This window comes from Streptomyces sp. NPDC043996 (genome assembly GCF_056435225.1).
This window is the reverse complement of the sequence record NZ_JBWKEY010000013.1, coordinates 149,720-163,837: the sequence shown is the minus strand read 5'-3', so window position 1 is coordinate 163,837 and position 14,118 is coordinate 149,720. Positions and strand designations below refer to the sequence as shown.

The 14,118-nt window shown below is 71.2% G+C and carries 13 protein-coding genes; 5 read left to right on the top strand and 8 right to left on the bottom strand.

Annotation, left to right across the window (positions count from 1 at the left end; genetic code table 11):
• Nucleotides 1-74: 74 nt before the first annotated feature.
• The 7 genes from AC07A4_RS30480 to AC07A4_RS30450 form a co-directional block, all read right to left on the bottom strand.
• Nucleotides 75-1,313, bottom strand: a complete 1,239-nt coding sequence (locus AC07A4_RS30480) for a lanthionine synthetase C family protein (RefSeq protein WP_478604714.1) — start codon at nt 1,311-1,313, stop codon at nt 75-77.
• Entirely contained in the window at nt 1,310-4,348 is a 3,039-nt protein-coding gene (locus AC07A4_RS30475; RefSeq protein ID WP_478604711.1) for a lantibiotic dehydratase, read from the bottom strand. Before AC07A4_RS30475 ends, AC07A4_RS30480 begins: the two co-directional genes overlap by 4 nt.
• Before the next feature lie 93 nt (nt 4,349-4,441).
• Nucleotides 4,442-4,645: an FxLD family lanthipeptide gene (locus AC07A4_RS30470; RefSeq protein ID WP_478604709.1), complete on the bottom strand. Its 204-nt coding sequence runs from the start codon at nt 4,643-4,645 to the stop codon at nt 4,442-4,444.
• Between the two features lie 7 nt (nt 4,646-4,652).
• Nucleotides 4,653-5,936 (bottom strand): methyltransferase, FxLD system, encoded by a 1,284-nt coding sequence (gene fxlM, locus AC07A4_RS30465; protein WP_478604706.1) that lies wholly within the window; start codon nt 5,934-5,936, stop codon nt 4,653-4,655.
• Nucleotides 5,937-6,094: 158 nt separating this feature from the next.
• On the bottom strand, nt 6,095-6,235 hold the full coding sequence (locus AC07A4_RS30460) for a hypothetical protein (RefSeq protein WP_478604704.1): 141 nt from the start codon (nt 6,233-6,235) through the stop codon (nt 6,095-6,097).
• A gap of 65 nt (nt 6,236-6,300) precedes the next feature.
• Nucleotides 6,301-6,708, bottom strand: a complete 408-nt coding sequence (locus AC07A4_RS30455) for a hypothetical protein (protein WP_478604702.1) — start codon at nt 6,706-6,708, stop codon at nt 6,301-6,303.
• 2 nt (nt 6,709-6,710) lie between these two features.
• Nucleotides 6,711-7,508, bottom strand: a complete 798-nt coding sequence (locus AC07A4_RS30450; protein ID WP_478604699.1) for a TauD/TfdA family dioxygenase — start codon at nt 7,506-7,508, stop codon at nt 6,711-6,713.
• 169 nt (nt 7,509-7,677) lie between these two features.
• Here AC07A4_RS30450 and AC07A4_RS30445 point away from each other — a divergent pair, with 169 nt between their 5' ends.
• The 5 genes from AC07A4_RS30445 to AC07A4_RS30425 all read left to right on the top strand — a co-directional run bounded on the left by AC07A4_RS30445 (nt 7,678) and on the right by AC07A4_RS30425 (nt 12,264).
• Entirely contained in the window at nt 7,678-8,100 is a 423-nt protein-coding gene (locus tag AC07A4_RS30445) for an NUDIX hydrolase (RefSeq protein ID WP_478604696.1), read from the top strand.
• A 6-nt stretch (nt 8,101-8,106) separates the two neighbouring features.
• The gene (locus AC07A4_RS30440) at nt 8,107-9,270 is read left to right on the top strand and encodes a helix-turn-helix domain-containing protein (protein ID WP_478604694.1); all 1,164 of its coding nucleotides are present in this window, start codon (nt 8,107-8,109) and stop codon (nt 9,268-9,270) included.
• Between the two features lie 283 nt (nt 9,271-9,553).
• Nucleotides 9,554-10,831: an XRE family transcriptional regulator gene (locus AC07A4_RS30435; protein WP_478604691.1), complete on the top strand. Its 1,278-nt coding sequence runs from the start codon at nt 9,554-9,556 to the stop codon at nt 10,829-10,831.
• Nucleotides 10,828-11,766 carry a phosphotransferase enzyme family protein gene (locus AC07A4_RS30430; protein ID WP_478604688.1) on the top strand — a complete coding sequence of 313 codons (939 nt, stop codon included), beginning with the start codon at nt 10,828-10,830 and terminating at the stop codon, nt 11,764-11,766. The genes AC07A4_RS30435 and AC07A4_RS30430 overlap by 4 nt, the downstream gene beginning before the upstream one ends.
• Nucleotides 11,767-11,847: 81 nt before the next feature.
• Nucleotides 11,848-12,264, top strand: coding sequence for a GNAT family N-acetyltransferase (locus tag AC07A4_RS30425; protein WP_478604687.1), 417 nt, complete (start codon nt 11,848-11,850; stop codon nt 12,262-12,264).
• 1,127 nt (nt 12,265-13,391) lie between these two features.
• On the opposite strand, the gene AC07A4_RS30420 is transcribed toward AC07A4_RS30425, so the two are convergent.
• Nucleotides 13,392-14,117, bottom strand: coding sequence for a cation efflux transmembrane domain-containing protein (locus AC07A4_RS30420; protein ID WP_478604684.1), 726 nt, complete (start codon nt 14,115-14,117; stop codon nt 13,392-13,394).
• Nucleotide 14,118 lies beyond the last annotated feature (1 nt).

Sequence of the window (14,118 nt, the reverse complement as noted above, 5' to 3'; positions counted from 1 at the left end):
TAGGGCGGGGGCTTGCACGGGGGATCTCCTCTCCGCGGACGGTGATGTGGAGCACCTGGGCGGGACGGGGGTGGTCAGGTGATCAGCAGGCAGGCGTCCCATCCGGAAGTCGGCGCGGTGTTCTGCGCGGCGGTCATCATGGCCAGGGCGGTGCCCGCGTCGCCTTCGAGGAAGCCCGGCCGGGCCTCGATGCCGGTCCGGGCCTGGCGGGCCAGCGCAGCGGCCACAAGCGGCAGTTGCTCGCGCAGGGCCGAGGTGGTGGCGTCGCGGGCGGCATGCCATGCGCTCTGGTAGACGCCCGCCCAGCCGTGGCACAGGCCCGCATCGGTGAGCCGGTCCAGTTGCGTCTGGTCGCTCAGGCACGCGGTGAGGGCGTGCTCGTAGGCCCGCTGCCTGGCCGGGTCGCCGGTGGCGATGGCGGCGAGTTGCCCGGCGCGGGCGATGCCGGGGGTGCCGTAGCACCAGGACGGCCGGGCGGGGCCGGGCTGGCTGGTCCGTCCGGTGCGCAGGTCGGACGCGGTGACGCACTCGGGCCACCACGGTCCCCGCTCGCTGTCTTGCCGCCAGGCGTCGAGCCAGGCGCCGATGGTGGCGATGGCCTCGCTGTGGCCGTCCACGGTGATCCCGCGCCGCATGGCCTGTGCCAGGAGGAGGAGCGGTCCGGTGATGCCGTGCGCGGCGCCGTGGTTGCTGTGCCCGCCGGGGAACCGGGCGGAGGTGCGGGTGTGCTGGTCGTGGGCAACCCACCAGCCGGGCACTGTCCGGCCGTCGCTCGTCACGGGCCGGGTGAGCGCGACGAGGTAGGCAAGGACTCGTTCCAGCGCGCTGGAGCCGGGATCGCGGCCCAGGAGGTAGGCGCCGATTCCGGTCAGGCCGAAGAAGAGGTCGTACTCGCCGAAGACGGTCAGCTCGCCCCGCCTGATGCGGTCCATCGCGGCCGTGGCCCGCCGGTGCGCGAGGTCGCCGACGTGGCCGTCCACGGACGCCAGGGCATCGCTGTAGCGGGGCCGGTCGCCGACGCTGGCCGCATGGAGCATGAACGCGACGGCGGGGGCACCGAGGAACAGGCCGGTGTTGTCAGCGGCGCTGACCTCGCCGGTCACGGCGCTCGCGATCCAGGCGTGCGCTTGCCGCCACGTTCCCTGTCCGGTGTGGGCGCGTTCGATGTGGAGCAGGGCGCCCCCGGCCGTGCCACGGGCGAGGGACTGGGCCCGCCAGGGTTCCTCCGGCGGCGGGGGCTCGGGCACGGCGAGGCGGCGGGCGAAGACGTCGGCCGTGGCGGAAAGGTCGGTGGCCGGTGCCGAGACGGTCACGCTGGCCTCCTGACGCAGTGGCGCAGGGCGCAGGCCCGTGCCAGACGCTCAGTGATCCGCCACAAGTCCGGCGCGAGCCCCAGGGCACGCACCTGGTGCAGGCGGAGCAAGGGCCGCAGGACCGCGAGCGGTTCGCGTTCAGCGCCCACGGCCTCGCGGTAGACGCTCAGCGCGGTGGCCCGTGTCTGCCAGGCTGCCGCCACGTCACCGCCGCCGGGCAAGACCCCCAGGGCGGTCCCGGGATCGTGCGGGGCGGTGAGGTCCAGGGCCTGGTCGCGCAGGGCCCGCTCCAGCGGGCCGTGCTCGCGGGGAAGGTGCTCGACCAGCCAGGCGAGGCCGTCCTCGACGGCGGGGGCGAAGCGGGCGGCCAGATCGACCAGGCTCGATGCGGTCAGGGACGGCGCATGGAGCCCGGCGGCCTGGGCCGTCATGCGGATCTGGGCGAGCGCTGCGGCCGAGTCGGCGGCGAAGACCGCGTACGCGGCCTCCAAGGCCGGTCCGTGGCCGTACTGCCCGGCGGGGGGCTCGTAGGTGTCCAGAGACATCTGGGCCACCAGGCGCCCGCGCCGCAGCCGATCCGCCCAGTCGTGGACCGCTTCGGCCGCGTGGGCGTAGGCGCCAGGGTCGGGCAGCCGGAGGTACAGGGCAAGGTGCTGGTCGGCGTCTGGGCGGGGCAGGGAGCGGTGACGGCTGAACCACCACTGCGGCGGATCCTCGAAGTCGTCTGCCCAGCAGGGCAGGTGCTCGGTCAGGATCTCGTCGTAGCGCTCCGGATGGGCGTTCAGCCTCACGGCGAGGACGGTGGATCGGCCGGGAAGGTGACCGCCGGAGGTGAGGTGGAGCACCGCGGCCGGCGAGGTGCTGGTCGTCACCTGGCGGGCGGTCCGGGCCATCGGCAGCAGCACCTCATGGGCGCGTCCGATCCACGCGAGCTCGCGCCGGGTGGGCGCTTCGCGTAGTTCGAGGTGGCGGGCGGCGGTAAGGCGGGTGCGCAGGACGAGGCGGTGGACCGGGTGGGCCAGGTCCAGCCGTAGGCGCTGTTCGTGCTCGGCCACCGTGACGCGATCGGGCACACGCCACCGGGCCCGCCACGCAGCGAGGCCGTCCTCCCACGCGGTCGCCGTGGCGGTCGGGCCGGGCAGCTCGGCCGCGTTCAGCAGCCAGCGGGCCGGGGCCAGGACGGTGCGCTTGTAGCGGACCCGGGGCAGGTACGGCAGACCGGCGGCGGCGCCGAAGTCGAAGGACTGGTACACCACGCACCGGGCAGTGGCGATCTCTGCGAGGAACCGCGCGAGCGGCGGCGTCTGCACCCCCGCTTCCAGCGCGTGCACCATGCGCGGCTCGACGCGCCTGCCGGTGGAGAGCTGGACGAGGTGGAAGGTCCGCGCGTCGGCGGTCACGGCGAGATCTGCCAGCGCGATCACGTCCGGAGACGGGTCCCGGTGTTCGGCCACGGGGATCAGGTGCGGGAGTAGTTGGGGGGTGCGGGCGATGTTCTCGTTGCGCCGCCGACGCGGCGTGAACGAGATCTGCGCCGCCACCGCGTCGAGGTCGGCGGCCTGGTAAGTGTCGGACAGCAGGGCTTGGTCCTCGGCGGGGAGCAGGTGGGCGAAGCGTCCGGCCATGCTGCTGCCCGGCCGTGGCGTCCCGGTGAGCAGGAGACGGAACGATCCATGGGCCAGGGCCTCCACCGATTCGGCGTGGATCTCGAAGGACGCCTCCACCCGGGGCGCGAGCACCACGTCCACGCCGTCCTCCTCCAGCTCGGCGATCACCTGCTCAGTGAGGACGATCTCCCCGTCCCCGCCCAGCGTGGCGTCCTGAACGAGACGGAGAACCTTCTCGTCGCGCTCGCCCAGCGGTCGGGCGGGGCTCTTGTACGCGGACCCCAGGAACCCGCTGGGGAAGCCGAGTCCGCTGTCGGCCACTAGGTCCAGGAGCGGTACGACGGCGCCGGGCCCGAACCTCGCCCTGAACCGGCCGTGATAGTCCCGCCAGGCCGGATGGCCGACGGGGTGGGGCGAGAGCCGGTGCAGGACGCTGACGGCTTCCTGCACCTCCTCGGCGACCTTCTCGGGGATCTGGACGTCACAGTCCACAGCGGTGTCGGTGACCAGCGGCACCGGCGCCACGTCGCTGAGCGCCGTCATCCGTGCCGTCAGGCCGGGCCGGGCCGACCACCGGCCAGGGCTCGTCATCTCGTCGTGGACCGCGTGGAGTTCACGGACGAGGTCCGCGATGGCGGGGATGGTGTGCGCGTCGGCCGCATCGAGCGTGGCGCACACATGCCCGAGGGCATCAAGGCAGGTCATGGGAGCCCGCAGGCTGGTGATCAGAATGCTCTGTCCGATCAGGCCGCCGAGCATGGCGTCGATCCGGTCCGGCCGCGCGGTCGGGAACTGCTCCCCGAGCCGTTCGCGCAGCGTGCCGTACCGGATGGGGGAACGGGCGGCGTCGAGGGCGGCGGCGACGGGGCGGGTGTGGCGCACGGACACCTCTACCGGCGCCAGTTCCTTCCCGCCGTCTTCTGGGGCGCCCGGCGCCGCATAGCGCTCGCCCCGGACGTGCCCGGCGTCGCTCGCCATCACGGTCAGGCGTTCCAGGAGCTGGGGGCACTGGTGAAGGCGGGCGACGATGGCGCCGAGCCATTGCGCGTCGGCCCGCACCGTGGTGCGGTGCTCGCGCCCCCACACCACCTTCGGCGCGTCGCCTATTCGTGCCGGGGCTATCCCGGCGAACAGGCCGAACGGCGTGGGGCGTTCCTGCCAGCGCAGCAGATACGAGGCAAGCGATACAACGGTCCGGCGCACCTGGCGCGGCTCGGCCCGCTGACCGGCCAGTGCGGTGATCTGGCGGCACAGGGCGGGGCTGGCCGCGCTCAGCGTGTCCCGGACCTCCTCGCGCTGCCACATGGCCGCCAGCCACGCCCGCGCCCCCGCCAGGTCACCGAACAGATCAAGGTCCGCGGGGATGTCCAGGGCCCCCGGGTCGGTGGTAGCGCGTAGCAGTACTCCGGCCCGGTATCGGTGGCTCACGGGTGAACTCGATGCCACAGGGTGCCTCCACAGCAAGATCACGGGGGTGCCGGGGCGTGCCGGGCCGGTGCCCGGCACGCCCCTGGAGATCGGTCAGGCCGGGTCGCCGATGAACGAGTCGCAGGCGCTGGCGCCGTTCTGGCAGGTGTTGCCGCACCCGTCATCCGTGGGGCAGTTCTTCAGCTTGGCGTTCGGGCGGGTCGCCACGACAACGCGCACGTCGAGGCTGAAGTCGTCGAGGTCGTCCTCGGCTTCGGGGGATGTCGTCGTGTCCGGGGCTATGAGGAGGTCCTGCATGGGGCGATCACTCTCCCTGGTTGGTCGTGTCGTGCGAGGACTCCTGTCCCTGAACGGCATGTGCCGTGGGCCAGGAGAGCGTGACCCGGCAGTGGATCTTGTCGATCACCCGTCCACCGGGAAGTTCGGGAAGGAGTTCGTCGGGAGTTCCGGCCGGGTAGACCGCGATGCGGGGGCCGGGGCCGCCTCGGTGTTCCCGGTCCCAGGTGCGTACGTGCTCCGCGATCTTCTCGGCGACGTCCGGGCCGTCGGGCCCCAGCGCGTGCACGCCGAACTCCAACCGCTGGTCGTCAGCGGTGGGGCGCGTGGTGACGTAGCCGAAGTTCGGCCCGTCCACACTGGCCATCGAAAACCGCTTGTTACGCGGGGCCACCAGGCCGGTGTCCAAGTCCGGGTCCACGGCCATGGTGCAAAAGCCCGGCAGCACGGTGGCCAGGTACAGCTGGAACGTGTCCACCGGCACCCCCCGGCCGACGGTCACCCCCGTCCACACCTCGGCCCTGGGATAGCGCACCGCGTTGTCCAGCAGGCTCGGCTCTGCGGGCAGCCCGTCATCGAACCGCAGGGCAATCTCATCGGTGCCGTTGACCAACAGGAGTTCGTCGTCGTGCTCGGCGGCGCCCCGCATCGACACGAACCCGCAGATCCGCGTCGAGGTGCTGACCAAGTGGTCCCCCTCCCGCACGAAGCTGACGGAGCGGGTCAGGCCATTGATCCGCAGGGGCACCACGAGGCTGCCGCCCTCGGTCAGCTGCTCGATCCACGCGGGCGGGATGTCCCACGCCCCGACCGTGATCATGATCCGGTCGTAGGGGGCGTGCGCGGGCACGCCCTCCACGGCATCGGCGAGCACGACACGGACGTTCGAGTATCCGGTCTCGGCGGTCAGGCGGCTGGCCCGCTCGGTCACGAACGGGTCGATGTCCACCGTGGTGACCTCGCCGGAACCGCCGACGATCTCGGTCAGATAGGCGGCGTTGAGACCACCGGAGCCGACCTCCAGCACCCGCATCCCCGAGCGGACGTCGGCCTGCTCCAGCATGAACGCCTGGACCTGCGGCGCCGACACCGAGCTCACAGCGATCCCGTCTTCATCCCGCTTGGTGACCACAGCGTTGTAGGCGCTGTACGCCTCTTCCAGGGGCGCTTCCGGGGCGAACAGGTGCCGGGGGACCTTGCGCATGACGGTCTCGACTTCCTTCGAGACGATCGTGCCGTCCTCGACGAGCTGATCTACGACCTTGTCGCGCAGCTTCCTGGCCTGCTCGGAGTCGGCGGTCGCATCGGTCATGAGCGGGTCCTTCCTATGGTGCATCGTCTTGCACAACTTCTCGGCAGATGTGGCGGGTTGGGCCTTGTTCTCGGCTTGAGTCCCCGGAGGCTAGCCACCGGGGACCCCCTGCTTGACCATGCGCGCCGAGCGGCGTCGGGCATGGCCAGATCTCTCCTTTAGGGGGCATCGGGTCTGTCGGGCATCACCCACGGGATCGTCGGCGCTCGGTCGTTGATCTCCGCGTCCATGAGCGAGGCCAGCAGGCCCGAGGCGGTGATGCCGCACGCCACCCCGAGGACGCCGAGGACGCTGTTCACCGGATCGGTGACGCGAGGGCCCCGCGTTCGCGAACGGCGCGTGCGAGGACGCGCGTGGGCGGCGCTCACTGGCCCGTCTCCGTCCGTCGGGCGGCTGCCGCGTACCGGGCGGTGTAGTCCGCCGCCTTGGCGAGCAGCCGCAGGTGGGCCACCGGGTCATAGCCCTGGTCGCAGGCGACCGCGCGGGCGTGGCGCACGGTGTCGACCGCGATGTCCCGCGCCCGGCCGTCGGACAGCGAGTGGGCGTAGGCGTCGGCCGGGTCGGCCAGCGCGGTGACGTAGCGGCGCAGCCGGTCGCGAACCGCTCGCTGGTCCCACACGCTCGTACGGTGCTCGGCCATGGCGAGGGCGAGTTCCACGTCCCGCGTCACGGCTGCCCGGTCGGGCAGCTCGGCCGCGGAGGTGTCGTGGAGCACCTCGCCGGCGCCTGTGCTCGCGGTCACCTCGTCGGGAGTTCTGTCGTGGGTGGTCATGATCACGGTCCCACCAACACCGGCACCGACGCCGCGACCGGATCAGGGGCGAACCCGTCGGCCAAGGGGAAACGGGGCTGGCCCAGCGCGCGCCAGCACGCACGGTCGCCGGTGAACGCGGTCCGGGCGTGGAGCCAGCGCCGGTTGTCCAGGAGATAGCCCTCGCCCGCAGCGAGCGGCAGCAGGACCTGATGGCGGGCGAGAGCGGCCCGCAGCTGCGGTAGGTAGGGCTGCACGATCGGGCTGAACCGGGCGAGGCCGTCCAGACGCAGCCGCACCGAGACACAGTGGTCGCGGTGAGCGGTGAACACCTGGGTGGGGTGACCGTCTCCGGCGCCGAAGTAGGCGCTGCGCGGCTGGGTGAACGCGGTGACGGCTTCATGCGAGGCAGTGGTGAGGTCGGCGTGCACGGCCCGGCCGTCCACCAGCACGCACTGGCCGCCCGTGGTGGCCGCCTGCCCGCACACCAGCATCATCAGCCTCGGTGGGCACGGGACGCCGGAGCGTTCGGTGTGCGGGTCCAGGGAGCCGTTGCCGAACCCGGCGAACCCGGCCCGGTGGGCGTGGTGGCGGGTGTCGCGCAGCGTGGTCAGCCCGTCGGAGTCGGAGTCACGGTGCTCGGTGATGGTCATGACACGGTGGGCGAGCTTCAGGACGTCGGTGCGCGAGGTGATGCCGGTGAAGGTGACCAGGCCGCTGGTACGCAGGCGCTGGGCGATGCGCGCAACGGCGCCGCCCTGGTGGGGGTCGACGCGGTGGCGGGCGAACACGTCACCGGGCGGCGGGGGTGCAGAGCCCATCGCAAAGCTCCTTCGCGTCAGAGGTGGTGTGACAACTCTTCGGAGTGATCGGCCGGGCGGTAAAGCGACAGATTGTCGACTCGGGCAATTCGCTCATACCGGCGGCGAGTTGAAAGCGGCGTGCTACGTTCCGAACACCCGCGACCGGCCGCGACCGTGAAGGATTGCGATGGCGTACACGCCCCCCACCTGGCCCGTCTCCGTCAAGGGCGTCGCCCTGGACGCACGCGGCCGGGTGCTGCTGCTGAAGAACGAGCGCGAGGAGTGGGAGCTGCCCGGCGGCCGCCTGGAACCGGACGACCCGACGCCTGAGGTGACGGTGGCGCGGGAGATCAGCGAAGAGTCCGGCTGGAGCGTGAAGGCCGGGCCGCTGCTGGACGTGTGGATCTACCAGCCGCTCCCCGAGACCCTGCCCGAACGCCGCGTCGTGATCATCACCTACGGCTGCACCGTCCTGACCCCCGACGCCGAACCGGCCCTGAGCCACGAGCACAAGGAAATCGGCCTGTTCACCGCCGACGAGGTCCCCGGCCTGACGATGCCCGACGGCTACAAGCAGTCCATCGCCGCCTGGTACCGGCGCCAGGGGTAAGCGGACATGACCGGCGGCGAGCTGGTACGGCGCCCCTCGGCTCAGCATGCCCTGTGGCACTGGGCCACCCCCCAGGCCAAGGCCGTCCTCAACAGCCGCGACCTGGGCGCCGTCCTGCGCTTCCACCGCAGCGTGCACGGCATCAACCAGACCGAACTGGGCGCCCACCTCGGCTACGACAAGACGACCATCTCGGCGATCGAACTGGGCAAACGCCCCCTGAACGACGCCGACGCGCGCCGCCACGTCGCCGAACGCCTCAGCCTGCCCCCGCACGTCCTCGGCGTCACCGACCCGGCCGACACCGACCACCGCGCCATGGTCCAGTTCGGCGCCTCCACTGTCCGCCTTGCCGAGATCGCCCGCCAGTCCGGCCATGCCTCCGAAGCCGTCGCTGAACTGTGGCCGCTCGTCGCCCGCCTGGAGGCCCGCCTCGAGGACGGCCACAGCGAACGCGAGGTCCTGCGCCTGCTGGCCCGCGCCCGCGTCGGTCTCGGCGTCGCCCTGGGCAACGTCCTGCCCGAAGAACGCCTGCCCACCGCCGCCCGCTGGACCGCCAAGAGCCTCCAGATCGCCACGTTCTTCGACGACCCCGTCTTCACCTCCAATGTGCTGCGCATGCACGGCAACGAGTTGCGCAAGGCCCGCCTGACCGGCGCCGCCGTCCACCGCCTCCAGCACGCCGCCGCCCTCGCCCCCAACGCCGAGGCGCGGGCCGCCGTGCTGCCCCTGCTCGCCCGAGCGGCCGGAGCACTCCACCACGGGCCGCTCTTCGACACCGTCATGCGCGAAGCCGACCAGCTCTTGGACCACGCCGAACACACCACGCTGTTCAACGAGTTCTCCCTGCACGAGATCCGCCTGCGCGGCCTGGTGGACACCGGCCGCCTTCGCGCCGCCATAGAACTCGTGGACCACGCCCCAGGCGCTATCGGAGTTGGCGCCCAGTGGGCCGTGATCGCCCAGATCACCAGCGCCCACGTACGGCTCGTCGGCGACGACCAGGCGGGCGCCGCCGACACCCTCACCGCCGCGCTCAACGAGGCCGTACGCCAACGCCTCCCGCACCAGTTGCAGCGCATCATCCGCACCGCCGCCCACCGCCTGCCCGACGTCCGTGACGCCGCCGCCCATGCCCTGGACCAGATGCGCATGGAGATGGCGGCCTGACCGGCGGGCCCGGCGATCAGGTCGGCCCGCTGGTGCCAGCGGGCCGACCGCGCCGCCCCTCACGGGCAGGGCGACGTCTGAGGTGATCCTGAGCACCTGGCCGGCGCGTGTGCTCGGGAGCACAGTCCGCGGGGAGTGCTTCGTGCGGGCCATGGTCGGCTCCCTTCACGGTTCCGAAGATCGGGCGGGGGATGTTCAGTGAACGACCGGGTACGGCCCGTGGGGAGGGGCCAGGATGGAGTCCCGTGGAGTCCCGCGTAGTCCAGGACCAGGGGGTGATGAGGTGGCCAGGAACCAGCCCGTAGCGGAGCTGATCCGCCGGGCGTGCGAAGCGAAGGGGTGGGGTCCCAGCGACCTCGCCCGAGCCGTCGGCGTCGCCGAGTGCGGAAACCCTGGACGCGTCCACCGCGCCAACGCCCGCCGCTGGCTCACCGGTGCCCGTGGCCCCGAGTACTGGTGGCCGTACATCGCCAGCGTCCTGGACCTCGACCCGACCGCCGCCCAGGAACCACAGGCGCCGTCCGCTCCCGTAGTCCCGTCCCCGGTCCCTGTCGTGGACTGCGGCGTCACCGTGCCGTCTCCGCTCGCCCACCTGGCCAGCCTTTCCGTTCCCCAACTGCCCGGCGAGGTAAGGCCCGGGGACGTGGACGAGGTCCAGCAGGCGGCGCTGAGCCTGTCGTCGTGGCACAACCAGCACGGCGGCGGTGGGCTGGTCCGCCAGACCGGCACCGCACAGCTCGCCTGGGCCGCCCAGCTGCTCGCCCTGCCCTGCCCTGGGGCCCTGCGCCCTCAACTTTTCGCGGCCGTCGCGCACTTAGGCATGGTCACCGGCGCCACCTGCTTCGATGCCTTCGCCCACGACGACGCCCGCCACGCGTTCGCCTTCGCCGCCGCATGCGCTGAGGAGGTCGGCGAATGGCATCTACGCGGGAAGATCTACAGCTGGCGCGCCCGCCACGCCGCGTGGCTGAACGACCCCAATGCCGCCCTGACCCACACCGAACTCGGCATGGTCCGCTCTGAACGGCTCACCCCCACCGAGCACGCCATGCTGACCATCGCCCGCGCCCGTGCCCACGCCAAGGCCGGGAACGTCAAAGCCACCCTCACCGCCGTGGGGGAAGCCGACGACGCGTTCAGCCGGACCCGCCCGGCCGACGACCCGCCGTGGATGGCGTACTACGACTACGCCCAGCACCAAGGCGACATTGGCCATGCCCTGTTCGACCTCGCCATGACCACCCGCAACCGGCACCACGTCCAGGCCGCCACGGATCGGCTCACCGCAGCCACCGTCCAGCACTCGGACGCCTACGTCCGCTCCCGGGTGTTCTCCCGCACGAAGCTGGCGACGCTCACCATGGCCACCGGTGACCCCTACGAAGCCGCGCAGATCGGGACTATCGCCTTGGAGGAGTCCACCCGCATCCGCTCTGGCCGTGCCGATCAGGGCCTGATAGAACTCGCCCGCAGCACCGTCCAAGGTCACGGCGTGGTGGCCGAGGCAAAGCAGTTACGCGACCGCATCACCCGCACCATCTGCAGGGGGACCACTCCGTGACAGTCACCAGCAATGCGGCGGCGCAGGACACACGGCCGCTCGTCATGGACGCCTGCCGCAGCGCCGGTCTGGACCCGGCAGGAGCCCAGCCGGTTCGGATTGCCGACAACGCCATCTGGTCCATACCCGGCCGCATCATCGTCCGTGTCACCCGCCCCGGACGCCGTGCCGCTGCCCATCGCGAACTCCTCACCGCCCAATGGCTCGCCGACCACGACGTCCCCGCCGTCCGGCCCGCCCGGTCCGCAGCTGTGGACCTACCCGGAAACCGTGCCGCAACGTTCTGGCACCAGCTCCCCGACCACACCCACGGCCGCCACGAGGACGTCGCCCGCCTTCTGCGCCAGCTCCACCGCCTGCCTGCCCCCGCCCATCTGCCTCCCCTGTCTGACCCCGCCGCCAAGGCCCGAGCCCGCCTCGAAGCCGTGCGGGACTCCGGCGTCACCACCGACGCCGACATGACATGGCTGCTCACGTACGCCGACGAGCTCGCCGACGCCTGGCACGCCCTGGACGACGGTCTCGCCCACGCCCCACTGCACGGGGATGCCTGGGCCGGGAACGTCGCCCTCACTCTCGACGGGCAGGCATTCCTCCTCGACCTCGACTCGGGCGCAATCGGACCTCCGGAGTGGGATCTGACGTCTACGGCCGTGAAGGTCACCACCACCGCCACCGTCAGCCGAGCCGAATACGACGGGTTCGTGACCGCGTACGGCGGATACGACGTGACGGAGTACGAGGGCTTCGGGGTGATGCGCGGCATCCGCGAACTCCGCATGACCACCTTCGCCATCCAGACCGCCATCGACCACCCCCACACCGCCGACGAGGCCCGCCACCGCGTCGCGTGCCTGCGCGGGCGGAACGGCCCTCGCCCGTGGACATGGATGGCCGTCCCCCACCCACCGGGAAGCCCCGGCCCCATCGTCTGACGCCGCCTACAACCGGGAGACTCTGTGCTGACATCCGTGCCTCGCCGGGCCACCGCCGACGACGCAGCGGAATTGGTCCGCATGCCCAGCACCCTCCTCCTGTCGAGTCCGGTGGATGCTCGTTGGACAGCGACCCTGGTCAAGGACCTGCGCGAGCGGCTGGTCAACGACCCGCTGTTCGCCGCGTTCGTCCTCGACGACCCCGACGGCCGAGGCCTGGTCTCCTCGGCTCTCGGTATGGCCTACCGGGTCTTGCCCGGCCCCCGCTACCCGAAGGGGCTGGCCGGGCGGGTCCACGTGGTGGCCACCGAGCCCGCCTACCGGCGGCGCGGGTACGGCACGGCTGTCACGTCAGCCCTGGTCGACTGGTTCCGCGACCGGGGCTGCACTCTGTTCGAGGTGTACGCCAAGGGCGACTCCGCCGGTCTCTACCGGGCCCTCGGCTTCGAGGCCGACCCGGCGTGCATGCGGATGTCCGCCGTCCTGCCCGAGTGCTGACGAGGTGACGCCGAGCACGCACGCCGGCCAGGTGCTCACCATCACCTGCCGTGGTTTCTCCTTGGCGAACCTTGCCCCGATGCCTTTGCCGTGCGGCAACATCGTTCAACATGAATGAAGTCCTATCCGCGTTGGCTGGCGCAGCGATCGGCGGTGCCTTCGGCTTCGCTGGAGCACTTGCACAAGCTCGCAGCGCCCGAGCCCAAGCTGATGCCTCCCGGGCGGCGGCCAAGCATCAGGCGGACACCGCTCACATGCAGTGGGTGCGTGGAGGGAGAGGGGCGGCCTGCTCCGCGTTCCTAGCCCTGACGCTGGAGTTGAGGGACCAGACCTCCCATCTCAACTTCGAGAGGGAGTGGGCTGCCGAGTATGGCGGCGTTCGGCGACGCCGCCGCTACCGGCGGAATAGGTCTCGCATGGAAGCCGAGATCAACGAGACCTTGAGACGTATGCGAGACACGTTGGCAGTGATCGAGCTATACGGTCCGCCAGAAGTGGCCAACGCAGCGCACACAGTGGAGCGTGCGTGTGTGAATCTGTCCATGTGCGCTGAAGGATGGGTAAGGAACGCTGGCCTTCCCCAATTCGACTGGAACACAGATCTCAGCGCAGTGAGGCAGGCGCAGGGTGCGTTCGCAGATGCGGCGAGACCGCATCTCGATATCACCTCCTCATGAGCCTTCCACAGTCTCTCCGTGCAGTGGCCCGGGATGCCCGCCACAGACCTGCTGCTGGCGGGCTTCGGCAGCGACGGAGGATGTGATCAGTCAGAAACTCCACCGGCACGGCCGAAACCGTAGTCGCCCTGGACACCCCAGCGGCAGGTATCACCGAACCCCAGCAGCATCATCGGGCAGTGTGCTAGCCGAGCAAGATCAATCTCGCCGACACTTTCTGTACCTCAACTACTCACAGTCGGAGTCCTGATGAGTGGCTTTGTTCACGACTTCGGTCAGCACTTGTTCAGCAGCTTGGGAGGTGGCTTGATTCGCCCGGGGTCGATGTTCACGAGAATGGGAGGCACCTGAGGCCCGCCCGCTCGCAGGCGCGAAGGTCGTTCCTCCGCTTGGTGCTGAACGCGGGAGAGGGCCCCGGTGGGTACCGGGGCCTCGACTCCAGCGGTTGGTCTACTTGCAGCAGTCGCATCCTGGCGGGCAGTTGCCGCACGCGTCTGGCTTGGCACTGGTAGAGGGGACCGCGCCGGGGGTGGAAGGCGTGCAGCAGCCCTTGCCTTGCCAGGCGTCGCGGCCTTCCTTGACGGCGATGGCGGCGATGGCGAGGGCGGCGATGGGGTCGGCCCAGGACCAGCCGAGGGTGGCGTTGAGGGTGAGGCCCACCAGCAGCACGGCGGACAGGTACGTGCACAGAAGAGTCTGCTTGGAGTCGGCGACCGCTGAGGCGGAGCCGAGTGCGCGCCCGGCCTTGCGCTGGGCGGCGGACAGGAACGGCATGACCGCCAGCGACAGCGCGGCCAGCACGATGCCGGGAACGGAGCTCTCGGCCTCACCGGTTCCGGCCAGTGCGCGGACGGCGTCGACAGTGACGTAGGCGGCCAGGGCGAAGAAGGAGACCGCGATGATCCGCAGGGTGCGCTGCTCGCGGGCTTCGCGGACGGCGTGGTCGGACGCGGAGAACTGCCAGGCGACCGCGGCGGCGGAGGAGACCTCGATGATCGAGTCGAGGCCGAAGCCGATCAGGGCAGTGGAGGAGGCCAGCGTGCCGACGGTGAGGGCCACGATCGCCTCGATGACGTTGTAGGTGATCGTGGCTGCGACGAGGAAGCGTATGCGGCGGGTGAGGGCGTCACGGCGTGCCGGGGAGGGCCCCAGGGATATCGGTATCTCGGCGGTCATG